Annotated in this window: 30 protein-coding genes; 10 read left to right on the top strand and 20 right to left on the bottom strand. The window is 43.8% G+C overall.

The annotated features are described in order from the left end of the window. Positions 1–139 precede the first annotated feature (139 nt). Positions 140–400 (bottom strand): phosphocarrier protein HPr, encoded by a 261-nt coding sequence (locus CHH58_RS12005; protein ID WP_095232501.1) that lies wholly within the window; start codon positions 398–400, stop codon positions 140–142. A 193-nt stretch (positions 401–593) separates the two neighbouring features. On the opposite strand from CHH58_RS12005, the gene deoD reads away from it, so the two are divergent. The 3 genes from deoD to CHH58_RS11990 all read left to right on the top strand — a co-directional run bounded on the left by deoD (position 594) and on the right by CHH58_RS11990 (position 2,553). Further along, positions 594–1,304 carry a purine-nucleoside phosphorylase gene (gene deoD, locus CHH58_RS12000; RefSeq protein WP_095232500.1) on the top strand — a complete coding sequence of 237 codons (711 nt, stop codon included), beginning with the start codon at positions 594–596 and terminating at the stop codon, positions 1,302–1,304. Between the two features lie 108 nt (positions 1,305–1,412). Next, a complete protein-coding gene (locus CHH58_RS11995) occupies positions 1,413–2,003 on the top strand; it encodes a biotin transporter BioY (protein WP_095262559.1) in 591 nt (196 codons plus the stop codon). A 76-nt stretch (positions 2,004–2,079) separates the two neighbouring features. Further along, positions 2,080–2,553: a divergent PAP2 family protein gene (locus CHH58_RS11990; RefSeq protein ID WP_095218311.1), complete on the top strand. Its 474-nt coding sequence runs from the start codon at positions 2,080–2,082 to the stop codon at positions 2,551–2,553. Here the strand turns inward: CHH58_RS11990 and CHH58_RS11985 are convergent. Then, complete coding sequence (locus CHH58_RS11985; RefSeq protein ID WP_095229467.1) at positions 2,530–2,748, bottom strand: hypothetical protein; 219 nt, start codon at positions 2,746–2,748, stop codon at positions 2,530–2,532. The two genes, CHH58_RS11990 and CHH58_RS11985, sit on opposite strands and share 24 nt — an antisense overlap. Positions 2,749–2,798: 50 nt before the next feature. Then, the gene (locus CHH58_RS11980; protein WP_095229465.1) at positions 2,799–4,016 is read right to left on the bottom strand and encodes an NAD(P)/FAD-dependent oxidoreductase; all 1,218 of its coding nucleotides are present in this window, start codon (positions 4,014–4,016) and stop codon (positions 2,799–2,801) included. A 301-nt stretch (positions 4,017–4,317) separates the two neighbouring features. Between CHH58_RS11980 and CHH58_RS11975 the strand changes: the two genes are divergently transcribed. Both CHH58_RS11975 and CHH58_RS11970 read left to right on the top strand, forming a co-directional pair. After that, a complete protein-coding gene (locus tag CHH58_RS11975; RefSeq protein ID WP_095229463.1) occupies positions 4,318–5,301 on the top strand; it encodes an NAD(P)/FAD-dependent oxidoreductase in 984 nt (327 codons plus the stop codon). Positions 5,302–5,403: 102 nt separating this feature from the next. Beyond that, positions 5,404–6,201 (top strand): MBL fold metallo-hydrolase, encoded by a 798-nt coding sequence (locus tag CHH58_RS11970; protein ID WP_095229461.1) that lies wholly within the window; start codon positions 5,404–5,406, stop codon positions 6,199–6,201. 9 nt (positions 6,202–6,210) lie between these two features. On the opposite strand, the gene CHH58_RS11965 is transcribed toward CHH58_RS11970, so the two are convergent. From CHH58_RS11965 to CHH58_RS11955, 3 genes are all read right to left on the bottom strand, one after another. Further along, the gene (locus CHH58_RS11965) at positions 6,211–7,686 is read right to left on the bottom strand and encodes a sugar porter family MFS transporter (RefSeq protein ID WP_249275116.1); all 1,476 of its coding nucleotides are present in this window, start codon (positions 7,684–7,686) and stop codon (positions 6,211–6,213) included. Positions 7,687–7,944: 258 nt separating this feature from the next. Beyond that, positions 7,945–9,420, bottom strand: coding sequence for a sugar porter family MFS transporter (locus CHH58_RS11960; protein ID WP_095229457.1), 1,476 nt, complete (start codon positions 9,418–9,420; stop codon positions 7,945–7,947). Between the two features lie 172 nt (positions 9,421–9,592). Further along, a complete protein-coding gene (locus CHH58_RS11955; RefSeq protein ID WP_095262558.1) occupies positions 9,593–10,060 on the bottom strand; it encodes a GNAT family N-acetyltransferase in 468 nt (155 codons plus the stop codon). Between the two features lie 260 nt (positions 10,061–10,320). Here CHH58_RS11955 and CHH58_RS11950 point away from each other — a divergent pair, with 260 nt between their 5' ends. Beyond that, positions 10,321–10,926 carry an esterase/lipase family protein gene (locus CHH58_RS11950; protein ID WP_095229453.1) on the top strand — a complete coding sequence of 202 codons (606 nt, stop codon included), beginning with the start codon at positions 10,321–10,323 and terminating at the stop codon, positions 10,924–10,926. Between the two features lie 80 nt (positions 10,927–11,006). Here the strand turns inward: CHH58_RS11950 and CHH58_RS11945 are convergent, their stop codons facing one another. The 4 genes from CHH58_RS11945 to CHH58_RS11930 all read right to left on the bottom strand — a co-directional run bounded on the left by CHH58_RS11945 (position 11,007) and on the right by CHH58_RS11930 (position 12,969). Then, positions 11,007–11,366: a HesB/IscA family protein gene (locus CHH58_RS11945; RefSeq protein ID WP_095229451.1), complete on the bottom strand. Its 360-nt coding sequence runs from the start codon at positions 11,364–11,366 to the stop codon at positions 11,007–11,009. Positions 11,367–11,424: 58 nt separating this feature from the next. Then, positions 11,425–12,288, bottom strand: coding sequence for a diaminopimelate epimerase (gene dapF, locus CHH58_RS11940; RefSeq protein ID WP_095262557.1), 864 nt, complete (start codon positions 12,286–12,288; stop codon positions 11,425–11,427). Positions 12,289–12,348: 60 nt separating this feature from the next. After that, entirely contained in the window at positions 12,349–12,585 is a 237-nt protein-coding gene (locus CHH58_RS11935) for a YuzB family protein (RefSeq protein WP_095218321.1), read from the bottom strand. 72 nt (positions 12,586–12,657) lie between these two features. Next, positions 12,658–12,969: a YuzD family protein gene (locus CHH58_RS11930; RefSeq protein WP_095229447.1), complete on the bottom strand. Its 312-nt coding sequence runs from the start codon at positions 12,967–12,969 to the stop codon at positions 12,658–12,660. Positions 12,970–13,126: 157 nt separating this feature from the next. Between CHH58_RS11930 and CHH58_RS11925 the strand changes: the two genes are divergently transcribed. After that, positions 13,127–13,351, top strand: coding sequence for a NifU family protein (locus CHH58_RS11925; protein ID WP_038564952.1), 225 nt, complete (start codon positions 13,127–13,129; stop codon positions 13,349–13,351). A gap of 109 nt (positions 13,352–13,460) precedes the next feature. On the opposite strand, the gene thrB is transcribed toward CHH58_RS11925, so the two are convergent. The 4 genes from thrB to CHH58_RS11905 all read right to left on the bottom strand — a co-directional run bounded on the left by thrB (position 13,461) and on the right by CHH58_RS11905 (position 17,759). Further along, positions 13,461–14,363: a homoserine kinase gene (gene thrB / locus CHH58_RS11920; protein ID WP_095229445.1), complete on the bottom strand. Its 903-nt coding sequence runs from the start codon at positions 14,361–14,363 to the stop codon at positions 13,461–13,463. Next, on the bottom strand, positions 14,364–15,419 hold the full coding sequence (gene thrC / locus CHH58_RS11915) for a threonine synthase (RefSeq protein WP_095229443.1): 1,056 nt from the start codon (positions 15,417–15,419) through the stop codon (positions 14,364–14,366). It lies immediately after the preceding gene. A 5-nt stretch (positions 15,420–15,424) separates the two neighbouring features. Then, entirely contained in the window at positions 15,425–16,720 is a 1,296-nt protein-coding gene (locus CHH58_RS11910) for a homoserine dehydrogenase (protein ID WP_095234667.1), read from the bottom strand. A gap of 88 nt (positions 16,721–16,808) precedes the next feature. Then, positions 16,809–17,759 (bottom strand): hypothetical protein, encoded by a 951-nt coding sequence (locus tag CHH58_RS11905; RefSeq protein ID WP_095229439.1) that lies wholly within the window; start codon positions 17,757–17,759, stop codon positions 16,809–16,811. Between the two features lie 127 nt (positions 17,760–17,886). Between CHH58_RS11905 and CHH58_RS11900 the strand changes: the two genes are divergently transcribed. Beyond that, positions 17,887–18,384 carry a phosphatidylglycerophosphatase A family protein gene (locus CHH58_RS11900; RefSeq protein ID WP_095218327.1) on the top strand — a complete coding sequence of 166 codons (498 nt, stop codon included), beginning with the start codon at positions 17,887–17,889 and terminating at the stop codon, positions 18,382–18,384. Positions 18,385–18,492: 108 nt separating this feature from the next. Beyond that, positions 18,493–18,996 (top strand): spore coat protein, encoded by a 504-nt coding sequence (locus CHH58_RS11895; protein WP_249275115.1) that lies wholly within the window; start codon positions 18,493–18,495, stop codon positions 18,994–18,996. Positions 18,997–19,048: 52 nt separating this feature from the next. On the opposite strand, the gene CHH58_RS11890 is transcribed toward CHH58_RS11895, so the two are convergent. From CHH58_RS11890 to CHH58_RS11880, 3 genes are read right to left on the bottom strand one after another with little or no spacing between them, the layout of a single operon-like run. Then, complete coding sequence (locus CHH58_RS11890) at positions 19,049–19,816, bottom strand: TIGR01457 family HAD-type hydrolase (RefSeq protein WP_095229437.1); 768 nt, start codon at positions 19,814–19,816, stop codon at positions 19,049–19,051. Further along, the gene (locus CHH58_RS11885; RefSeq protein WP_095229436.1) at positions 19,803–20,255 is read right to left on the bottom strand and encodes a DUF86 domain-containing protein; all 453 of its coding nucleotides are present in this window, start codon (positions 20,253–20,255) and stop codon (positions 19,803–19,805) included. The genes CHH58_RS11890 and CHH58_RS11885 overlap by 14 nt, the downstream gene beginning before the upstream one ends. A gap of 24 nt (positions 20,256–20,279) precedes the next feature. Further along, positions 20,280–20,564 carry a YutD family protein gene (locus tag CHH58_RS11880; RefSeq protein ID WP_038564927.1) on the bottom strand — a complete coding sequence of 95 codons (285 nt, stop codon included), beginning with the start codon at positions 20,562–20,564 and terminating at the stop codon, positions 20,280–20,282. Between the two features lie 144 nt (positions 20,565–20,708). Here CHH58_RS11880 and CHH58_RS11875 point away from each other — a divergent pair, with 144 nt between their 5' ends. After that, a complete protein-coding gene (locus tag CHH58_RS11875; RefSeq protein WP_095218331.1) occupies positions 20,709–21,692 on the top strand; it encodes a M23 family metallopeptidase in 984 nt (327 codons plus the stop codon). A 2-nt stretch (positions 21,693–21,694) separates the two neighbouring features. On the opposite strand, the gene yunB is transcribed toward CHH58_RS11875, so the two are convergent. The 3 genes from yunB to CHH58_RS11860 all read right to left on the bottom strand — a co-directional run bounded on the left by yunB (position 21,695) and on the right by CHH58_RS11860 (position 24,024). After that, complete coding sequence (yunB, locus tag CHH58_RS11870; protein WP_095229434.1) at positions 21,695–22,480, bottom strand: sporulation protein YunB; 786 nt, start codon at positions 22,478–22,480, stop codon at positions 21,695–21,697. A 53-nt stretch (positions 22,481–22,533) separates the two neighbouring features. After that, on the bottom strand, positions 22,534–23,625 hold the full coding sequence (locus CHH58_RS11865; RefSeq protein WP_095229432.1) for an HD-GYP domain-containing protein: 1,092 nt from the start codon (positions 23,623–23,625) through the stop codon (positions 22,534–22,536). Positions 23,626–23,724: 99 nt separating this feature from the next. Then, positions 23,725–24,024, bottom strand: a complete 300-nt coding sequence (locus CHH58_RS11860; protein ID WP_373554085.1) for a YunC family protein — start codon at positions 24,022–24,024, stop codon at positions 23,725–23,727. Between the last annotated feature and the right edge of the window lie 29 nt (positions 24,025–24,053).

Here is a 24,053-nt window from a genome sequence, read left to right as displayed (position 1 = left end):
TTCATGAATTAACCCCTTTGGTAAATAGAATATGATTAAATATTTACAACCATCATTTTTTCTTCCGTGCGAAGCGTGATTTTTCTTACACCTTTTAAAAGTATAAAAAAAAGCCGGAGAAAATCTCCAGCTTCTTCGATCAGCTCAAATGGTTTTCCAGCACTTCCTGAATACCTTCTATTGCTGCTTCCTCATCATTTCCATCTGCTGTAATAACAACCTGTGCTCCTTGCGGGACACCTAGTGACATGACACCCATGATCGATTTCAAGTTCACTTTCTTTTCATTAAAAGCGAGTTCGATCTCAGAATTGAACTGGCCGGCTTTATTAACAAGCAGCGTTGCAGGTCTCGCATGGATTCCTGTTTCGCTTGTAATAGTAAATGTTTTCTCTTGCATCGTAATTCCCTCCAAAGCAAATAGCTCATGTATGTAAATGTGAATGTAGTAACTTAATTATTATAGGAGAAAAGAAAGCGGTTTTAAATAAATATGCCACTTTTTTAAGTTTAAAAACAGCTTCACGGCATAAGATTGAGTTTATCTTGTATTTATGGTAATTTTGACACATCTAGCAAAAAGGAGTGCTGTCATGAGTGTACATATAAATGCAGAAGCCGGCCAGATTGCAGACAAGATCCTGCTTCCTGGTGATCCGCTTCGCGCAAAATACATCGCTGAAACATTTTTGGAAGATGCAAAGCTTTATAACGAAGTAAGAGGAATGTATGGCTATACCGGTACATACAAAGGAGAAAGAATCTCTGTTCAAGGTACAGGTATGGGTGTGCCATCCATCAGCATCTATGTAAATGAATTGATTCAAAGCTACGGCGTGAAGAAACTGATCCGCGTTGGTACTGCGGGCGCTATCCAGAAAGATGTAAAAGTTCGTGATGTAATCTTAGCTTCCACGTCTAGCTCTGATTCCCAAATAAACCGTCAGGAATTCGGCACAGTCGATTTTGCACCTACAGCTGACTTTGATTTGCTGCTGAAAGCATATCAGGCTGGACAAGCAAAAGGCTTGAATATCCGTGTTGGTAACGTCTTCACAAGCGATCGCTTCTATCGTGACAACACATTGGAATTCTACGGAAAATTGGCAGATTACAATGTTCTGGCTGTCGAAATGGAGACAACCGCACTTTACACGATTGCTGCGAAACATGATTGCCAAGCGCTATCTGTTCTTACAGTCAGCGATCACATCCTTACTGGTGAAGAAACAACTGCCGAAGAGCGTCAGACTACTTTTGGCGATATGATGGAAATCGCATTGGATGCAGCAATTCAGGCATAGAAGAAGGCTTCTATGCCTTTTTCTATGCCTGAATTGTAAACCCGAATAAAAATTAAGTTGACAATATCAAGGGTGTCGTTTAGTATTTCTGCAAGGAGTTGATAAGTTATGAGTCGTACTGGTAAATTGACTGCAAGCGCGATGTTTGTCGGCTTGATGACAGTCGGAGCAAACATATCGGTTTGGCTGCCTTTTCTTGCAGTACCAATCGGAGGACAAACAGTGCCGTTATCATTGCAGCCATTCTTCGCACTACTTGCCGGTTTGCTGTTAGGTTATAAATGGGGATCCTACAGTATGATCTGTTATGTACTGCTTGGTCTGACTGGCCTGCCGATTTTCGCAGATCTTTCTGGAGGATTTGGTGTCTTTGCCGGGCCTACTGGCGGTTTTTTGCTATCTTTCATACCTATTGCCTTTATTTCTGGGTTTATTATGGAAAAGACATCTATGCGTTATCGCGTTTTTGGAGCGGTAATCGCTGGCTTAATTGTAAATTATCTCTTAGGGGTCACGTATATGTATGGCGCCATGCACCTTTGGATGGGTGTGGATATAAGCTACTTGGCTACTTGGATCAGCATGATACCGTTCTTTATCAAAGATTTCTGTTTCGCGATTCTTGCAGCCTTGTTTTACCCTAGAGTGGCTCATGCTTTTAGAAAAGGTAAAGTGACATATAATACTTCGTTTAAATGACATTTTCTCAGGGAAATTTAGTTATAATGAGTACATCATATATTATAGCTTTTTCTCTGAAAGGATGTAGCAGTACATGTCATTGTTACAAAATATGCCCCTATGGAGTGCGCTGATTGCCATCGTTTTCGCACAAATAATAAAAGTGCCCATCCGTGCGATTGCAGATAAGCGCATCCAGGCCGATCTAGCATTCAGTACGGGCGGAATGCCGAGCAGTCATTCAGCAGCTGTAGCTGCGCTGACGACCTCGATCGGCTTTGAAAGCGGACTAGATTCCCCTATTTTTGCAGCATCCTTCGTCTTTAGCATCATTATTATGTTTGATGCATCTGGTGTAAGAAGACAAGCCGGTGAACAGGCGATATTGCTTAATCTGCTTCTGAAGGATTTTCAGCGATTCGTTGATGAAGCGAAAATCTGGGGCAGTAAGCAAGAGTTCGAAAAAAATCGTGAGATCCGGGAAATGCTCGGACATCAGCCGATTGAAGTCTTTTTCGGCGCTCTAACCGGCATTGGTATTTCTCTAGTCATCTATTTGCTGTTTTAATTGCAAATGCAGCTGCTTGCTTCCGAAATCACGCGCAGGAAGCTGCCTCTGTTCAAATTGGATGACGTCCTCTGCTGTCAAATTCGTCAGCTGACTCCAGGTCACATACATAGCTGTAAGCCAGAGGGTACAAAGCAGTGCTCTTATGCACCATCGTCGGATCATATCTTTCACCTCTGGTAACAGCATCGTCAAATGAGAATATCCCTATACAAAAGAAAAGCAGCCATATGGCTGCTTTTTGTTTAGCTGAATATGTTGAACTTCCCTTTTTTCAAGACTAGTCCTACACCGCCAAGCTGATAAAGATAGCGATTATCCGACGCTTTCTTCATCACATCTGCCGGTTTTCCAAACAGCTTCTTACCCATTACCATACCCATGGCGTCACCGCCTCCTAAGGAAGCAAGCGTACCTTTTATCTCTGGTACGAATTTCTGGGTGTTACTTTCCTTGCGGATGAGTGCTTTCAAATTCTGAGCACAGTTATAACCCATCTGAGTAGCTATCTGCGCTGTTGGCGGATACGGCCTGCCGGTTTCCTCGTTTATGATGGCCGCACAATCACCGACAATGAAGATATCGTCATGGTTCGGATCACGCAGATCCTCTGTTACCATCACCTTGCCTCGGTTAACTTCGAAACCGGATTCCTCCAGAATCGAATTTCCTTTAACACCAGCTGCCCACACCGTTGTATTTGTTTTAACTGTATGTCTCTCGCCTGCTTTTTCATAAACAATGCTGTCAGCCGTTACTTCCTTAAGGAAGGCATTTGTCTGGAATTCAATGCCGCGGGATTCCAAGGAATTCAAGGCATATTCAACAAGTTGCGGATCGAATCCCATCATGACAGAAGCACCCGCCTCTACAACTATGACCCTGACCTTATCCCGGTCTATATCGTATTCCTTGCACAGTTCTGGGACACGTTCTGCCAGTTCTCCGGCAAACTCGATGCCCGTGAAGCCGCCTCCGCCAATAACGATATTAAGACGCTCTTCTTTCTTCTCCGCTTCATTGTTATATACTGCAAAGTTGTGCTCGATATGCTCTCGAATCAAACGGGAAGAATTGATGCTCCGAATCATGTACGCATGGTCAAGAAGGCCATCGATCCCGAAATTCGCAGGCTCAAAGCCTAAGCCTACAACAAGATAATCATAGGAGATTTCGCCGTTTTGCATAACCAGCTTTTTTTCATTTGGTTTGATTTTTGTTACCGTATCTTGGACAAAATTGACTTTTTTTGCATCGATAACATCCTTGATTGCAATCCGCGTCTGATCATGATGTCTCGTCCCTGCCGCATTCTCATGGAGCCATGTTGTCTGATAATGGTAATCATGCTTGTTTACGAGCGTGATGCTCGCCTCGTCCGCTCCAATCAGTTTCTGAAGTTTCACTGTCGTAATCAGGCCGCCGTAACCAGCACCTGCAATCACAATTTTTGGTTTGCTCATCTTCGATCACATCCATTAATATAGTTTGGTTTTTCCTAAGCTTGCAGCAACCTAACAACTCATTAATTTTTTTGTTTGTGATACTATTCACTTTATAATACAGATGAAAACATAAAACTGTCACAAAACCGTTATCAATATTATGGTAAACGTTTTCTTTCCTTTTATCAACCAAAAAAGGGGAAGCTTATCATGTTCGAGGGTATACTACTATACATTAAAAATCCTTCTTCTTACTCATATTTCAGCAACTATGATAAAATACCAATTGTTACGTTTAAAAATACTAGGAGGAACCGGTATGTCAGATCAAATATATGATGTGACCATCATCGGTGCAGGTCCAGTCGGACTTTTCACCGCATTCTATGGTGGGATGCGTCAGCAAAGTGTCAAAATCATTGAAAGCCTTCCCCAAGTGGGCGGACAGCTTTCTGCTTTATACCCAGAAAAATACATCTATGATATAGCTGGCTTCCCCCAAGTCCGCGCACAGGAATTAGTGGACAACCTTATGGAACAGCTGAAACGCTTCGACCCTACCATCGCACTTGGAGAATCAGTCGATAAAGTCGAGCGTTTAGAAGATAATACATTCCGTATCGAAACAGATAAGGATGTACACTTCTCGAAAACGATTATCATCACAGCAGGAAACGGTGCCTTTCAGCCTCGTCGCCTAACAGTTGAGCGATGTGACGAGTTCGAGGGTGTTAACTTGAATTACTATGTGGATAATATGCAGAAGTACGCTGGCAAGCGTGTTCTATTAGCAGGTGGCGGCGATTCGGCTGTTGACTGGGCGCTAATGCTTGAACCAATTGCCAAAGAAGTCATTCTCGTACACCGCCGTGATGAGTTCCGCGCCCATGAGCACAGTGTAGAACGACTCATGCAATCCAATGTAAGAATCATGACGCCTTATACACCAGTTGAGATGCTTGGTACTGACCGCATCGAACAGGTTGTTCTGCAGAAGGTGAAAAGCGAAGAAACTGAAACAATTGATGTGGACGAAGTACTCGTCAATTACGGTTTCATTTCTTCCTTAGGACCAATCAAGCAATGGGATTTGGAAATTGAGAAAAATAGCATTGTTGTTAATACGAAACAAGAAACAAATATCCCTGGTATTTACGCAGCAGGTGATATTTGCACATATCCTGGCAAGGTTAACCTGATCGCCTCTGGTTTCGGCGAAGGCCCGACTGCCATCAACAATGCCAAAACATACATTGATCCAGACGCTCGTGTACAGCCTAAACATTCCACAAGCATGTTTTAAATAACACCGCACCGGTTACCTTTATGGAACCGGTGTTTTTTTATACTTCTTGTATAAGGAAGCCCGTCTATCACACACTAGTATCGATAAAGGAGGAGCTGTATGGAAAACGAATTTGAACATCGCTTAATTCCGCTTGCCTCAATAAAGAGCGGAAAAGAAACAACCGTCTCCCCAACTGTTCATGGCTATCTAGACAGAATAGTAAATGTCTTTTTCATTGAAAATCCTGATACAAAAGAATGGGTACTTGTCGATGCCGGGGTTCCTGATACAGCAGGCAATATTAAGCACGCTGCTGCAGAACTATTTGGTGAAGGCGCTAAACCAGCATGCATTCTCCTCACACATGGTCACTTCGACCATGTTGGCAGTATCGTCGAGCTGGTGAAAGAATGGGATGTGCCTGTTTATGCGCATGAGCTTGAGCTTCCTTATCTGACTGGACAGCTTGACTATCCGGAAGGAAAGACAGATGCTGGCGGCGGACTGATTACCAAGCTGTCTAAGACCTTCCCGAATACAGGAATCGATTTAAGCAAGCATGTAAGGCTCATTCCGCTCGATCATAAAGTACCGCACCTGCCAGGCTGGGAATGGATCCATACTCCAGGACATACTCCAGGACATATCAGCTTATTCCATACAGAAGATAAAGTCTTGATTGCCGGTGATGCGTTTACTACTGTCCAGCAGGAATCTCTGCACAAAGTGCTAACGCAGCAAAAGGAATTCAACGGTCCTCCACGCTACTTCACAATGGACGAGCAGGAGTCCTTCCGCTCCATCCGCAAGCTGCAGGAGCTGCATCCTCAAGCTGCTGGTACTGGACATGGAATGCCTGTCTTCTTCGACGAATTAGAAGAAGGCTTAAAGAAACTAGTCGAAACAAAAAAGTAGGAGAAGGGATTATACCCTTTCTCCTATTTCTGTTTTCTTCTTCAATTTTGGGACTGTTTTGCGGATTGTCATCTGACGGAAATCCTGTTCCAATTCTTCCAGCGTACGATCCTTTGTTTCTGGAAGGAATTTTTGTATAAAGAGAATTGCAGCAATCCCCAGGATAACGAAGATTAGGAACGTGCTAGATAGACCAATAGCACTTAAAAGCACTGGGAAAGTCAAACTAATAGTAAAGTTCGTCATCCATTGGAAAAATACAGCGATCCCCATTCCCATACCGCGCAGCCTGGAAGGGAAAATCTCTGCTAGCATCAACCATGTGACTGGTGAAACAGCACCCTGCTGGAAGGCAAGGAATGTGACCGTCAGAGCTAGTACCATATACGGAAGTGCTGTTGTCCCTTCAAAGAAAGTAGCAACAATCGTAATAAGCAGCAGCGCACTCGTTGTTCCGATAAAACCTACCGTCAGCATCTGCCTGCGCCCTACTCTGCCTAGCAGCCAGATACCAACAAATGTCGCAAGCACAGAGATGACGCCATTTGCAATATTACCAATCAGTGCTGCTTGTGTACCAAATCCTGCATTACTCAGAATTTCTGTTCCATAATACATGATAGAATTAACCCCAGTGATCTGCTGAATAATACCTATACCCATACCGATAAAAACAATTTTTCTAATCCATGGTATCGCAAGGTCTTTGTACGAAGCCTTATCCAGTTTCTCCTCTTTTTCCACTGTCTTGCGAATTTCCGCCATTTCTTGTTTTGCCTGATTTTTGCGGCGAATCTTCGAAAGAATTTGGAAAGCAGTCTTTAGCATACCTTGCTGTGCAAGCCAACGCGGGCTTTCCGGCATGACCAGCATTCCGAACCAAAGTATGATAGCCGGCAAAGTTGCGATAACCAGCATATAACGCCAAATGTGACCTGTATCGGCGAACAAATTTCCGAGTGCAGCATTGGAAGTATAAGCAAGCAGCTGACCAGTTACAATCATCAATTCATTTTGCGTTACCATTCGTCCGCGTTTCGCTGCTGGAGACATCTCCGCGAGGTAAGCCGGCACTGTTACGGAAGCGCCACCAACGGCCAGACCAAGCAGCACTCGAAAGACAACCATCGTCTCCGTATTCGGTGCGAATGAACAGCCTAATGTTGCAATAAAGAATAAAACAGCAAGATACAAAATGATACGGCGACGACCTATCTTATCAGAAAGCTTTCCGCCAAATACTGCACCAAATGCAGCTCCTAGCAACAGGGAGCTAGCAACAACACCTTCTGTCAGCGGTGTCAGATTCAGCTGATCCTCCTGTCCCATAAACGGCAATGCACCGTTGATGACACCTGTGTCATATCCAAACAATAATCCTCCGAAAGTAGATATGATGGCAATCCATCTCAGCCTCCGCTTCGAACTTTTTCCATCATCCTCAATCTGTGGGACATGCCCCTTACCAGCCTCATGTTTGTCCATATTTTTCTCCTCCATTTACGCATTTGACTGCTGCATGAATAATGCTTTTACCCTTGTCTGTATGTATGGGTTGGTAGGATTTATATACCCGTCTTTTGTCAAAATAATCACTTTTGTTATATTACAACTCTATTTCAATTGAACAGTTGTACCACAGTACTCATGATTATTGTTATTTTCATCTATGAAGACAGCCTAACAATATCTTTCTTTATACAAGAAGATCCCCTCCTGTCAGCCAGGAAGGGATCTTTTTAATTACACTCTTTCACTTAGTTCAGTTTTCTTGTTCAACTTTGGGACAGTTTTGCGGGTCTTCTTATCACGGAAATCTTGTTCCAATTCTTCCAGCGTACGACCTTTCGTTTCTGGTAAGAATTTCTGTATAAAGAGAATCGCAGCAATACCCAGAACAACAAAGATAAGAAATGTGCTGGATAGACCGATCGCACTAAGTAATACTGGGAATGTCAAACTTACCGTAAAGTTTGTCATCCAATGGAAGAAGATCGCAATCCCCATCCCCATACCACGAATACGTGACGGGAATATTTCAGAAAGCATCAACCATGTGACAGGTGATACCGCTCCTTGCTGGAATGCAAGGAAAGTTACCGTTAGACTCAGCACTAGATATGGAAGTGCAGCAGAACCTTCAAAGAATGTCGTTACAATCGTTAATAGAAGCAATGCAGTTGTCGTACCGATAAATCCGACAGTCAGCATTGGTCTGCGTCCTACTTTACCTAGCAACCAAATTCCAAAAATAGTAGCTGCTACGGAAATGATACCATTGGCAATGTTACCTATAAGCGCCGCATCTCGACCAAATCCTGCGTCACTCAAAATTTCGGTACCATAGTACATAATGGAGTTTACTCCAGTTATTTGCTGAATTACTCCAATTCCTAGACCTATAAGAACGATTCTTCTAATCCATGGAATAGTCAAATCTTTAAAGGAAGCTTTGTCCAGCTTCTTCTCTTTTTCTACTGTTTTCTTAATTTGTTCCATTTCCTGCTTCGCACGATTTTTACGGCGAATCTTAGTAAGAATTTGGAACGCAGTTTTCAACATACCTTGTTGTGCAAGCCAGCGCGGACTCTCCGGCATTACAAGCATTCCGAACCAAAGTACAAGAGCAGGTATTGTAGCAATAACAAGCATATAACGCCAGATGTGCCCAGCATCACCAAACATATTTCCAAGAAATGCGTTAGAAGAATAAGCAAGAAGCTGACCAGTAACGATCATCAAATCATTCATCGTTACCATTTTTCCGCGTGACTCAGTAGGAGAAACCTCCGCCAAGTAAGCAGGAACAGTCACCGAAGCACCACCAACAGCTAGTCCAAGCAGTACGCGGAAGACAATCATTGTCTCCACATTCGGTGCAAAAGAACAACCTAAAGTTGCTAAGAAGAATAATACAGCTAAGTATAATATCACACGACGTCGACCGACTTTATCTGCGAGCTTACCGCCGGATACAGCACCGAACGCTGCTCCAAGAAGCAAGGAACTTGCTACCATTCCTTCTGTTAATGGTGTCAGATTCAATTGGTCTTCCTGCCCCATGAAAGGCAATGCCCCATTGATTACACCTGTATCGTAACCGAATAATAATCCACCGAAGGTAGAAATAATAGCGATTAATCTTAATCTGCGCTTCGAACTTCGACCATCGTCCTCAGTATGAGCGACATGCCCTTGTCCATTCGCTTGTTTGTCCATCTTCTCTCTCTCCTCCATTTTATGCATGTTGTCTGTTGTACAAACAATGCTTTCACCTTCTGTAGGTGTTGGTAGGAGTTATATACCCGCATTTTATTAATATAATCATTTTATAACATTACAATTTTTGGTTTTTCGCATGATATAGGTTTTACAGAGCTCTACTTACTTATCATAGCTTTTTGGTCATCATGACTGTTTCGACACGAATACCATTGGATTTTGTGATTGTTTTACTGTCATTGATGCAAAATCCGTTCTTCTTATATAAATCGATATTTCTCTCTTCTGACAGCCTCACCTGACAGTAAAGCATATCAAGACTTTGGCTGGCAGCATGATTTTCTAATGCTGATAGTAAGTGTCGGGCTACCCCTCTTCCTCTCCACTCTGGACTTACAGATAACCGGAAGAAGTATAAAGCACCATCCTCTTCTTTAAAACGAACAGTCCCTAACGCTATATTATTAATCCAAAATAGAAGAGCTCTCTCTTTACCCTCTTCTAAAAATGTTCTTATTGAATCTATTGTTTCATCCAAAGCACTGAATGGAACTGCCGTATTTCTGTACTCTTCAAATGTAGCGATCATGACGCGGTGGATTTCCGAGGCATCTGCAGGTTTAGCTAGTGTGATCATCTTATATCTCCTTAATGGACATTAATGGAATTTCTATCTGTATTGATTCTAGCAATATTGTCAAAAGAAAAGAACACCTACTTTGTACACTCTAATTGGGAAATAAAATCCAACTGATGAGTGATTATGACTGTAAAAATGGTTTACTAAAGGACATAGAAATAGTGAAATCACCATAAGTTTCCCAATACCGGAATTCCAGTTGATATTTTACAATTTAATAGTATTACATAATTTAAATTATTAGGAGGAAACAAGAAATGAGAAAATGTAAACTAATTACGCTTTTGTTTATCAGTCTTGCCATGGCACTAACATTTTCTGCCTATTTCCAGCCCACTAAAGTCCAAGCTGCTACTGATAACACACCAGTTGTTTTTGTTCATGGTTTGACGGGTTCCGATTCGAATTTCTATTTCATTGAAAGATACTTACAGAACCAAGGCTGGTCGAGTGATGAGCTTTATTCAATTGATCTTCCAAGCAAGCAGGGGCATCAAGAATTGAATTCATCTGCCATTCAGGGATTTGTAGATGACGTACTCGAGGAAACAGGCAGCGATAAAGTTAACATCGTGGCACATAGCATGGGAGGTGCAAACAGTCTTTATTACATATTGAATAAAGGCGGCGGTGACAAAGTGGATAAGCTCGTAACGCTAGGCGGAGCAAATAGACTTACAACAAGTGCAGCGCCTTCTGGCATAGATACTACTTCCATCTATTCGACAAGTGACTATGTCGTAAGCTCCTATCTATCCGTCCTTACTGGTGCGAATAACATTAGAATTTACGGCGTATCTCATATTGGTCTTTTAAACAGCTATCAAGTAAATGGGCATATTAAAGAGGCTCTACTAAATTAATGAGAATAACTCTAGTAAATGCAAAAAAAGCCTTTCTGCCGTTTGACTGTACAAACGGCAGAAAGGCTTTCATTTTAAAATCAGCAATTCTCAGGCGTACCGGCATTCGAAGCTGTCTTAAATGACGAACCACAGCCACAGCTGACGATAGCGTTCGGATTTTCGATCGTAAACCCGCCGCCCATCATATTTTGTTTGAAATCGATAGTAGTGCCTTGGATAACCGGAATATCCATAGAACGGATGATGACCGGGATATCGTTGACCTCTTCGAATGTATCCAACTCTTCATTCTTTTCATATTCAAAGCCGAGGCTGTAGGAAAGGCCGCTGCAGCCGCCGCCTTTGACGCCAAAGCGCAGCAGGACTGTTTCTGCTTCTTCTTCCTTCATCATTTCCTTGATCTGAAGGCTCGCAGTGTCAGTAATATTCAATACCATTTCAAGTTACCTCCCCATTCTAATCTTACTTTCAGTATACGCTCCTATTCACTGATGCTCAAGCACTGTGCTCCCAATAGAAAATTCCAGATACAGTCTTTTCAGCCGCACCACGCATCCACACGGAACCGTCTTTTTCCCATCGGATGAACAAATCGCCGCCGCTAAGATGTACAGTCACTTCTTCTCCGTACGGTGCTTTGCCATTTTGAATAGCTGCAACGACTGCCGCACAAGCACCAGTACCACATGCCTGTGTAACACCAGAGCCGCGTTCCCAAACACGGAAATGCATTTCTTTATCGGAGACCATTTCGATGAACTCGACGTTAACTCCTTCTGGGAATCGAGTATCATTCGTAATAACGGGACCTTGAGTATAAAGTGGTGCTTCATCAATGTTATCAACAAAGAACACGGCGTGTGGATTACCCATGCTTACTGCTGTAATATGAAGCTGTTCTTCGCCTGCTTCAAAAGCTTCAGCGACGACTTCTTGACCAGCCTCACCGAGCATTGGAATCAGTTCACGCTGCAAAATCGGCGCTCCCATATCAACTGTCACTTCATGTATATGCTCTTTTGATCCATGCACTTTCGCTTCCACTTGTCCTGCCTTCGTCTGAATCGTGAATGTATCACGTTCCACCAAATCATTTTCATAAGCATATTTCGCGACACAGCGGAGACCGTTCCCGCAATTCATTGCTTCGGAACCATCCAGGTTGAAAACACGCATGCCTACATCACACGTTTTGCTCGGATGGATGAGTATCAAGCCGTCAGAGCCGATTCCAGTATCCCTGTCTGCGACAGCTATCGCAAGCGGCGCTAGCATTTCCTCCTCCAGCTGGAATTGGAACAGATTAATAAAAATATAGCTGTTTTTTAAGCCATGCAGTTTTACAAACGGTATGTCCATTGTCTCTTCTCCTCTACTATGAAAAAAGCCGAGGCCTGCGGAATGCAGACGCACGGCCAATTAAAATAACGGATTTTCTTCGATAAACTTGTAAACATTTTCGACAAGCTCATCAGGTGTCTCAGCTGTCACCGGTTCACCGTTTACAAGAGCGAACATGTGCTGGGCACAAATGCCACAAAAGCTTGTACAGCCGTATTCTATGACATCAAGACCTGGGTCACTATCCAGCTTTTCATAAGCTGCCTGAGAACCTGAGGCCAGATTATTAACACAAAACTCAATGATCGGATTCAACCCGCTCACTCCTATTCTAGGATGTAACACTATCAAGTGATAATCCTACCATAAGGCGGGATATCAGCACAACTAGGTTGCGCTGACTGTCTCGATAGCTTTTGTGACTGCCTTAAGGGAAATGATTCCTTCCCCTGCTATCTCATCATTAACGAGAACAACTGGATAGAATAAATCTTCTTCTATCACTTTCGCCGCGAACTGCTTATGCTTTTCTGCATCAGGCGGTTCATTGATATCAATGTATTCGAATTGAAACTGTTTGTTTTCGAACTTCCTTGCCAATGCGGCCTGCAGCCATTCATACGTGTCTTTAGAGCTTGGTGCGTTTACACAGCTTGCACAGATGATATCAGCTCCATATACGGTAATATTAGTGGTCATCCTGCTCCATCCTCTCGTATGCTGTTAGCTTCAGTTTACCGTAACAAGCACGATGTTGGAATTTATTTTTTAATTGATAAAATTTCTCAGTTAGCCAGCGTGGATTTTTTACCGGAAAGGATTTATAATGAATATATAATCGTAAGGGGGATAATGGATGATGGAAAACCAAGTACAAGAAGTTTTGAATAAATTGCGTCCATTCTTGCTGCGTGATGGCGGCGACGTCGAGCTAGTCGATGTTGATGAAGGTATCGTACGTCTGCGTCTTATGGGAGCATGCGGTAACTGCCCAAGCTCTACGATCACATTGAAAGCCGGAATCGAACGTGCCTTGATGGCAGAAGTTCCTGGTGTGCGTGAGATCGAGCAAGTATTCTAATACAATGATAGAACCACGGAAGAGTGAAAACTTTCCCGTGGTTCTTTATTTTATTTACACGTAAGGTAGCAAATGACCCACAGAAATCATTCAGTTTCTGTGGGTCTTGTCATGCTTCAACAGCTAACTCTTCTGCGCAGCTCCCTTTTGCAGCACAAGAAAGCAAAAGCCATTCAAAGTCAGGGTACATATTCTGATAGTGTGCGTGAATAGCATCTGCTCGGGCTTCATCGATTAAAGCTATCATCGTTGGACCAGCACCGCTTAAATAGACACCATATGCTGCATCCTGCAGAGAGTCGGCGATCTCCTTATAATGCGGAATCATTGATTCTCTATAGGGCTGATGGAAAAGATCCTTCGTCATCATCTCTCCAAGCAGCTTCCAATTTTGCTGCAGCAGAGCAGCAACGGCTACATTCGCGATGCCGCTTGCCTTTACAGCGTCTTTATACAGGAGCTGATTTGGAAGAACCGCTCTGGCATCTGATGTTGCAAGTTTGAATGATGGAATAACTGCTAAAAAGCGTACATCCTTAATTGGTGTCTCTATATAATGAACTTTGTCATCATAATAGCCAATCACACATCCCCCTAAAATGGATGGTGCTGCATTATCAGGATGTCCTTCCAAACTAACAGCGATATCGAGCTTTTCTTCATCGCTCAACTGTAGCGACAAAAGGCAATCCGCCAGCTCAATACCGGCAACAAGGGCTGTGGCACTGCTGCCAAGCCCCCTGGCTAGTGGAATATCACTATTCATACGTACCGTACATGCTGGCAGATCACTATATCCATAGCGATCTGCCACATAAAGGGCTGTTTCATAGATCATATTGTCTTTGCCAGCTGGAAGACCTTGCACGGCATCTGATATCGGAATGAATTCCCACTCTAGTCCAGGCTGGACTTCCAGCTCCAAATACAGATCCAAAGCGATACCAACCGAATCAAAGCCTGGTCCAATATTGGCAGTGCTTGCCGGTACGCTTATTTGCCAGCGTTTCATTTACATCCGCTCCCTGATGGCATCTGCAATCACTTGTTCTTCATTCGGGAGGACGACCGGCTGGATTGTACTGTATTCGATCGCTGTGTTCGGATCTTTCAATCCATTTCCAGTCAGTACACTAACAACTGTTGCGCCTTTACGTACCTCCCCTTGCTTCAATGCTTTCAGCAAACCGGCAAATGAAGCACAAGATCCTGGCTCAGCAAAAATGCCTTCTTCGCGAGCGATTTTCTGATATGCAGCGATAATCTGCTCATCTGTCACTTCGTCGATTGTTCCGCCCGATTCATCTCTTGCAGCAGTTGCTTTCTGCCAGCTTGCAGGATTCCCGATACGTATGGCAGTGCCAACGGTTTCCGGATTTTCGAACACTCTGTCATGCACGATCGGAGCTGCTCCGCTTGCTTGGTAGCCTTTCAGAACTGGAAGACTATATCCTTTTTCTACCTCATATTCCTTGAAGCCTTTCCAGTAAGCACTAATATTACCTGCATTGCCGACCGGAATGAACAGATAATCCGGTGCTTGTCCTAATTGTTCGCACAGCTCGAAGGCTGCTGTCTTCTGTCCTTCGAGACGATATGGGTTCACAGAATTGACGAGCGCCACCGGCTCAGTTTCACTTAAGTTTCGTACAACGCGCAGTGCATCATCGAAATTCCCTTCGATTGAGAAGATTTCTGCTCCGTACATGACAGCTTGCGCAAGCTTCCCTTGTGCAATTTTACCTTCCGGAATGACAACGAAGCAGCGCATACCAGCGCGGGCAGCATACGCAGCTGCTGAAGCAGATGTATTGCCTGTCGATGCGCAAATGACTGCTTTAGCCCCTGCTTCTTTTGCCTTGGCAATGGCCATGACCATACCGCGGTCCTTGAAGCTTCCAGTTGGGTTCGCTCCTTCGATTTTGGCGTAGGCCTCGATACCATAAGCTGCTGACAGCTTTTCTAGCTTAACTAAAGGTGTGTTACCTTCTCCCAAACTTACGGCAGGTGTTTCCTCTGAAATCGGCAAATATTCTTTATATGCTTCTAAAAGTCCTTTCCATCCCATGCTTCTCAATCCTCTCCGTCTACACGATAGCAGCTGATTACGCGTTTCACGACGCTCAATTGCTCCAGTTGCTGTATGCTGTTTTCGATTTGCTGCTTGCTATGTTTATGTGTCACCATGACGACTTCTGCTGTTTTCGATTTGCTATGAGGCAGCTGAAGGATTTTAGCAAACGAGACATTCTGACCTGCAAACACATTCGTGACGGCGTGGAATGCACCTGTCTGATCCTCTGCTTCGACACGAATGAAATACTTGGCATGCTTTTCAGTATCGTCCTTTAAAGCAGTTTTATATTGAGGTTGCACATAAGCCTTACCGCTGACGCCTAAACGGATATTCTTGATGACCTCCATCAGATCGGAAACGACGGCTGTCGCTGTTGGCAGCCCGCCAGCTCCCGGACCATAAAACATCGTCTCGCCGACTGCGTGTCCATATACATAAACAGCATTGAACTCATTTTTCACCTGTGCCAGTGGATGTGCTTCCGGCAGTAAAGTAGGCTCGACACTTACTTCGACTTTCCCGTCATCTATTGCTGCAATACCGATCAGCTTCACAATATAGCCTAGCTTTCCGGCAAACTCGATATCTTCCTGGGATACAGAAGTGATACCTGCAACTTGGACATCACTATATGCCACAGGCATCTTAAATGCCAAATTTGCCAGCAATGTCATCTTACGGGCTGCATCCAAACCTTCAACATCTGAAGTTGGATCAGCTTCAGCGAATCCAAGAGCCTGTGCTTCCTTTAGCACTGTTTCAAAGGATAGGTTTTCATCTGTCATTTTCGTGAGGATGAAATTCGTCGTTCCATTGACAATCCCCATCACTTTCTCAATCTTATCTGAAGCAAGGCCATCACTGAGTGAACGAAGAATCGGAATCCCGCCGGCCACACTAGCTTCGTAGTAAATATCCGTATCATATTCCTGGGACAGTGCAAACAGCTTGTCACCATGCTCTGCCATCAAGTCTTTATTGGCTGTCACGATATGCTTGCGATTTCGGATACTGCGTTCCATCAGCTGATACGTATCCTCCATGCCGCCCATCACTTCAACAACGATGTCAATGTCCGGGTTATCAGTAATATCAGAAACCTCCATCGTAAGGATGGAAGCATCCTTGATATATTCGCGTTTCTTTTCCTTGTTTTTGACGAGCACTTTCGCTACTTCCACTTCACAGCCGAGTTTATAACGAATCTGCTCTTGGTGATCCTGTAAAATCTGAACCACACCGCTTCCGACTGTACCAAGGCCGCATAAGCCGATTTGTATCTTCTGTTTCATCTCATCCAGCCTCCTGTCCACCTCAAATAAACAAATGTTTTTATATAAAGGACATTATAACTCTATCAATCTACTATCGCAACCAACTTTACAAATAATTTTCCAACATAGGTATCTCAAGAGAGCGAGTATCAACCTGCATGTGATCGAATAATCCGGCCAAACGCTGCTCGTACTTGCTCTGCTGCATGATAAGCGTTTCATACGTTTTTCCAGTCAAACCTTTCTCGATTTGATCGAAAAGATGAAGTGGCATGATTAACCTGGCATACAGCACCCTCATTCCAAACACAGAGAGCGGACGCTGCTGCATATAAGATTGCAGAAATTCACCCGTTTCCTTCTCTTCCTCCGCACAAAAAGCAGTCCTCATATATTCGGCCAAGTCACGAGCTGGATGGTCATAAATGATGTTATGAGGCAGCACATATGTATCTGCCAATTCAGATTGGTATTTCGTGAATACCGTGGTCGGCTGATCATAGTCTGTGAAACGGAACTCATTGCTTGTTTCATTCAAGTATTGAATGGCAAGCTCCGTCCTGCCGATTACATAGTGAAAGGTGTCCAGAAATACCCGTTCTTCATGCACAAGTGGTCGTTTTTGATAGATGTTTGAATATAGCCTTTCTGCCTGCGACAGACGCACAGTCCATAGATCACTCCATTTCCCGTAGCTGGATAGTGTATCTGGTGCAAACGGACAGCCGGCACCTAGCTGATGGAAGGCAGCCAGCTCCGCACCATGCGCATCAAGACTTCTTGAATAAGGCGGCGGCATCTCTACCACGAGATAAGCTGTATTTTCATAAACTGTCAATATTTGACCTTCTGTAGTCAGCATCGGCTGAGCAATACGCGGAAAGCCTGCTTCTTGCATATACACGGTGATAGCAGCCAATTCATAATAACTGTCTTGATCCGTCCTTGCTGGTATAATGACATATAGTCGATCCGTTGTCTGATAAGCGTGATAATTCCGATAGGAAACCGGCTTCCCGGTGAACCCTGGTATATATTGCTGCATCAACTGCAACACGAGCAAACACCTCCTGATACATTTTATGAAGCATCGGTAAAAAACATGTTCCAGAGCTGACGGTTGACGCATAGGTTAGAAGGGTATACTGCTAACAGAATCATACATAGGAAGGCGAAGTGATCTTATGACTGCTGAATTAGAGAAAAAAGCACGGGAATGGCTTATCGAACGGGGTGTACAAGTAGAAGACATCGCGGAGCTGGTACATTTTCTGCAAGAGAAATATTATCCTGGCCTAACGATGGACCGGTGCATTTATAATGTGGAACGCGTATTGTCAAAAAGAGAGGTACAAAACGCCATCCTAACAGGAATCCAGCTTGACGTACTAACCGAACAAGGAAAACTGGAACAGCCGCTGCAGGATAATTTGGCGAGAGACGAGAGCTTGTATGGAATAGACGAAGTGATTGCACTCTCCATTATTAACTTATATGGATCAATCGGATTTACGAACTACGGCTATATCGACAAACAGAAACCCGGCATTTTGGCCAAGCTGAATGATAAAAGCAGCGGGGAATGCCATACTTTCCTGGATGACATTGTAGGTGCTATCGCGGCGGCAGCAGCTAGTAGGCTTGCGCACAGTCAGAACGACGAAGAAAATATTGACGGATAACAAAGGAGCAGCTTTCTGGCTGCTCCTTCTGTTCGTATAAAAAACTGTATCCAGTCAGCATATTCCCGAATATAGTGTAATCGTCTAGTATACGAGGAGGGAATCTTTTTGGAAAATACCGCAGCCAGCTATCCGAATCACTTAGCATGGCATGAAACACTTGAGGTGCATGAACTTGTCGCTTCGCAGGCAGTTGCTCTGACAAAGATGAAAAAGTTTATCGGGAATATCAATGATGGTGAACTTCGCTCTATTTATGACCAGACCATCAAAGGTCTGGAGAACAATCTGAATGAACTGCTTCGGTTTTTCCCTTATGCACCTGGACCCAACGATGTAACAGATACACGACAAGTCAGTCCTGCTTTCTATGCCGGTGATCTGCTTGTTTTCGCCAAGACTTCTGTCCGGAATTATGCGATTGCAATTACAGAAACAGCTACACCTGTTCTCCGTGAAACGTTAAGAAAGCAATTACAGCTGGCAATCGATACGCATGCGAAGATCTTTGATTATATGTACAAAAGAGGCCTTTATCCTGCGTATAACTTCGAGCGTCTGCTGCAAAATGATATCCGAAATGCTAATAGAGCTCTTCAAATGGGCTACTGATATCCGGATAAGAGCCTAATTTATGAAGGAGCAGCCTCTTAGAGGCTGCTCCTTATTTGAATTCCCATTCAGTTAATGTATCGATCGTATATGTTGGTTTCGGATCAAGGAAAGGAAGTTCCTCTCTTCTTGTAAAACCGGTGCAAACCATCAATGTATCCATACCTGCTCGGATACCTGCTGTTATGTCAGTCAGGTAGTTATCCCCTACCATAAGAACTTGTTCCTTGTCCAAATCTAAAAGCTTCCTTGCTTGCTCCATCATGATATTCTCCGGTTTGCCGATGAAAGTCGGTTCAATACCGGTGCTGACAGAAATAACAGATGTGATCGCTCCGTTTCCCGGCATCAAGCCGGCATCAGTAGGAAGTGCTCTGTCACTGTTCGTGGAGAGAAACTTTGCTCCTGCTCGAACAAGCAAACAAGCCTTTGCCAGCTTCTCATACGTAATCGATGTATCAAGACCGATAACAACATAATCACAGTCTTCTTCTGCTATAGTAAGCTCCTCTTTCGCCAAGGCATCGAAGAGCCCTTCTTCACCAATAGCAAATACCCGGGCAGCCGGATTGTGCTCACGGATGTATGCTGCCGTAGCCATGCTCGTCGTAAACACATCTTCCGGTTCTGCTAATATATCCATTTGACGAAGCTTAGCAGCTACTTGCTCCTGTGTGCGCGTCGAATTATTTGTCACGAAAAGATGCTTTTTACCAGCATCCTTGAGTCCCTGAATGAATCCTGGTGCAGCTTCAATCCGCTCCTTACCTAGATACATCGTTCCGTCTAAATCGATCAGATACCCATCATATGCTTTCATCTTGGCTGCTCCTTGCAAAAGCGGAAGCTGTCCGCGTCTCGTCCACCAAATATGCTCTTACCCACTCTACAAAGTGCCCAAGCAAACCGTGATGTTTCTCCATCGTATCCGCAAGTCTTTGATGATCCACCTGCTGATATTCAGCAGTCAGCATTTTACGCAGCGCAATCACTTCTTTAAAGGCTGGCGCAGTATCTTCCGCAATTACCTTTTCATCAGCAAGGATATCAATAATATCGTCATAGCTGCCTGGATCACGCATGATAAATCCATCAATTACACTGTTGCCAGTATCAAGTATACCTTCTATCAAGAGCTGTGCCCGTCGTTCTGCAGCAAGCTTGCCTATTAGCCCCGCAGAATGAGGCATCTCTTCTGCCAGCAGCTCTTCCATATATGTAAGGATTGCTTCTATCTTTCTTTTATCCACAAAGTACATCGTATTTGCCCCTCTCTCACGCATTCACTTTGCCGAAACTTTTTTCACGACAAAGTATGCGCAGCCAAAATTGCAATACTCATACAAATAATCTTCCAATGTGCTGATTTTCGTATCGAAGGTGGATTTTGGGTTATCGTCATCAAAGAATCCTTTTAGACGAAGCTGCTCATATCCCCAGTCACCGACAATGTAATCATATTTAGTCAGGATTTCGCTATAGCGGTTTTGGAATGCCTGTTCCTGAAAGGCTCCCTTCACATCCTGCACCACTTCATAGTGCTTGCCTTGTACTGTTGTTTTCACCATCTATCGACTCCCCTATCTTGCTTCTAGTGTAGCATATTTCTTTTATATTTTCGCATTCCTTCCTCCCAACTATTGATCAGTACTCATGAAATTCTGATCTCTGTACAAACTAACAGCAAACGTGTAAGGAAAGGTGAGCAGCATATGAAAAAGATACACATTGCCATGCTGCTAATTCTCCTGCTAAGCAGTTTCCCATTCTCCGCCTCTGCAAAAGGAGAAGAAAATGTAAATAAAGCAAAGCAGGATCGCATGGCGCTTTATAAGAAAACAGCAGCTGCCGCAGGACTTCCTTGGTATTATTTAGCTGCAATCGATCAGTACGAGCATAATCTCCCGACACAATCCAAAGAAGAGAAACTGATCGCGATCGAAATCCCAGAAGAAAAATGGTTTGGGGCTGCCTCACACGGACAGCTGGCAGACGAATCCTCTATTCTTTGGTTTCAAGGATTAGGGCGTGATGGAGATGGAGACAAACAGGCTGATCCAGATAATCCAGAAGATGTACTCTACACGATGGCCTCTTTTATCCAGCGAATTGGAACAACGAAAAACGATATCAAGATAGCCCTATGGCATTATTATGAGCGTGATCTTACTGTGCAGACGATCATGAATACTGCTAAGCTGTATGAGAAGTTCGGTACAATAGAGCTGGATAAACGCTCTTTCCCGCTTCCACTTCATCATAATTACAGCTACCGCAATACATGGGGAGATGCACGCGGATTTGGCGGCAGAAGGATTCATGAAGGTACTGACATCTTCGCTAACTATGGAGTACCCGTATATGCGACCACATACGGTGTTATCGAACTGAAGGGCTGGAATTTGTATGGAGGCTGGCGTATCGGTCTTCGGGACAGCAATAATATCTATCACTACTATGCCCATTTGAACGGATTCGAAAAAGGTGTATCCGTCGGTAATGTTGTCAAACCTGGAGATGTAATAGGGTATGTAGGCGCAAGCGGCTATGGACCGCCAGGAACATCTGGTAAATTCCCGCCTCACTTGCATTACGGCATGTATAAGGACAACGGACGTTCAGAGTTTTCCTTTGATCCATATCCATACCTTCGAATTTGGGAACAAAAATCCAAACAGCAAAAAAGGGAAGGCTGAATTTATTCGCCTTCCTTTTGCATTGGGATGGAGAAAGATGGAGATGATCCGGACTCTCCTCCATTGTTATAGAATTCCGGCACTTGCCCTTGGATGACCGTACTTCCCAACAAAACATCCTGCGTTACAGTTGTCGTCTTCGTAGAAAATGGAATGATGATTCGGACATTTGCTTTAATTTCGACCATAAATACAAACATCGCATTATTTATGCCGTATTCTTCCACCTTTACATCAACACCTGACTCTACATAGCCAATCATTTCGAATTTTACCGGAATCCGAGGACCAAGATTTGCCAGCAAAGCATTATTGGTTGCTTGACCAAGTGGTATATCGACAAGTGTCGGATCCTCCTCCAACTTCTCCTGAATAACGTCAGCTGCTGCTTCTTCAGCCAGCTGTTCCTCACTGACAGCTGGCATCTCGCCATCCTCCATCAGCCGCAGATAGTTTTGTACACGGAAGGTCACTTTCCGCAGCACCTCATTTACAGTTGCTGCATCCCAGCTGGCATGTGTAACATTTCCATTCGTATCTTTCTCAATTTGCACAAATGCATTCAAGTCCAAATCCGCTTCCTTTTCTGCCTGTACAGCCTGGTTTATCGCCTGTTTAGCAAATTGCTCTGTCTTTGTTTCTGCAATTGCCATAAGTGTCGGTTCCAAGCCCCTATTCACAAGCCAAAGGCTTAAACTAGTGAATAGCATGAAAAGCAGCAGGGTCATCAGGAGCACATGACGAAAGGAAGGTGATGCTTTAGAAGCTCTGCGCTGCCATGGACGCATGAAACAACCCCCTCGAATCAAGCATATGCTTGACCAAGGGGGCTTAGAATTAGCTAGTTCATCTCAGCAGATGTAGAACAAGCTACAACCGTTATATTCAAATGCACATACAAGTCCACTTCATACGGCACAGGTTCTGTACCATCCGCTTCCTGGAGAATACGGATAATCGGCCTTGTATTGATGTCTTCATTTTGACGTATCACGATTCCCATCCGTCCATCACTCAGGCGAACAGTAAGTCCAGTCGGGTAGATTGCGACACTTCGCTTGAAAGCCTCAACCATCTCTATATCGAACTGATCCCCTGCACCTGCAAACAGTATTTCCAGACCTTCATGCGGTAGCATAGCATCCCGGTAAACACGGTTGCTCGTCACAGCATCAAAGACATCTGCTATACCTATGATTTTCGCATACAAGTGAATATCCGACCCGCTGATACCTCGTGGATATCCGGTGCCATTAATCCGTTCATGATGCTGATATGCACAATGTGCGACCACCAGAGGGATATTGTTCATCTTGCGCAAATAATGGAAACCCTTTGTTGTGTGTTCCTTAATTTGCTCGAATTCCGAGTCAGTCAGTTTGCCGGTCTTTTGCAATACTTCCTGCGGGACGAACATCTTACCAACATCATGCAGGATCGCGCCAAAACCAATCTCCTCTACAACAGAAACAGGAAGTTTCATTTCATTGGCAATGGCCATCGCATATAATGCGACATTTACCGAATGAGAAAAAATATAATCATCATATATGAGCATATCAGAAAGAATCGTCAATGTCTGGCGTTTCGGCCGCAGATTACTGACCATCTCTTGGATGGAGCTCGTAATTTTATCTGTCATCTTTTCGGTCAGATATCGGCCATTATCATTCTTCTTGATTTCCTGAAAACTCTTATGGATAACTTGCATCGCCTTAAGCCGCTTATCATTGGAAGTGGAGAAGTAAAGCTCGATATCTTGGAGTCTGTCATCTCTGATATAGACATAGGTATATCGCAGCTCTCGTAAGCGATCGATAATATTTACTGTCAACTCCACATCCCGATGGATGAGAACACTGCCTTTATCATTATATACGGGTTGAGCGAGCTTACTGCCGGGCTTTACCGATTTTGTCGAAACTAGTCTCATTGACGTACCCCTTATCTTCTCCGACATTCCATTCTGATAAAATAGTACCAGAAAAACGGAAAACAATCTAGATTGAGGGGGCACACTTCGACATTTTTTTTAAGGTAGGAGAAGTAATGCTTCTTTTCCTATAATTCCAGGTTTCCAACCATAAGCAGCTGATGCTTCTGTTACCTTTTCAAGCGGTGCTGCAAGCAGTTGCTCAATTGTTTTAACTCCGACTGCTCTGCCGGATATAATGTTACGATCTGCCAGCTTTTCATTCAACAAATCTACATCCAGTGCACCGCACATAATATAGCCGACATCATTCGACACAACGAGTAAGGTTGTTTTCGGCAATTTAACAGTCACAGCGGTAAAAGGCTTGCCTTCTAAAAATAAAGGATCTACAGTCATCAATTTAAATACACCTCCGTTATATCCTA

Origin of the sequence: Terribacillus saccharophilus, from assembly GCF_002272745.1 — a bacterium.
GTDB lineage: Bacteria > Bacillota > Bacilli > Bacillales > Amphibacillaceae > Terribacillus > Terribacillus saccharophilus_B.
The sequence above is the reverse complement of the archived record's forward strand: the minus strand, read 5'-3'. Positions and strand labels throughout refer to the sequence as shown.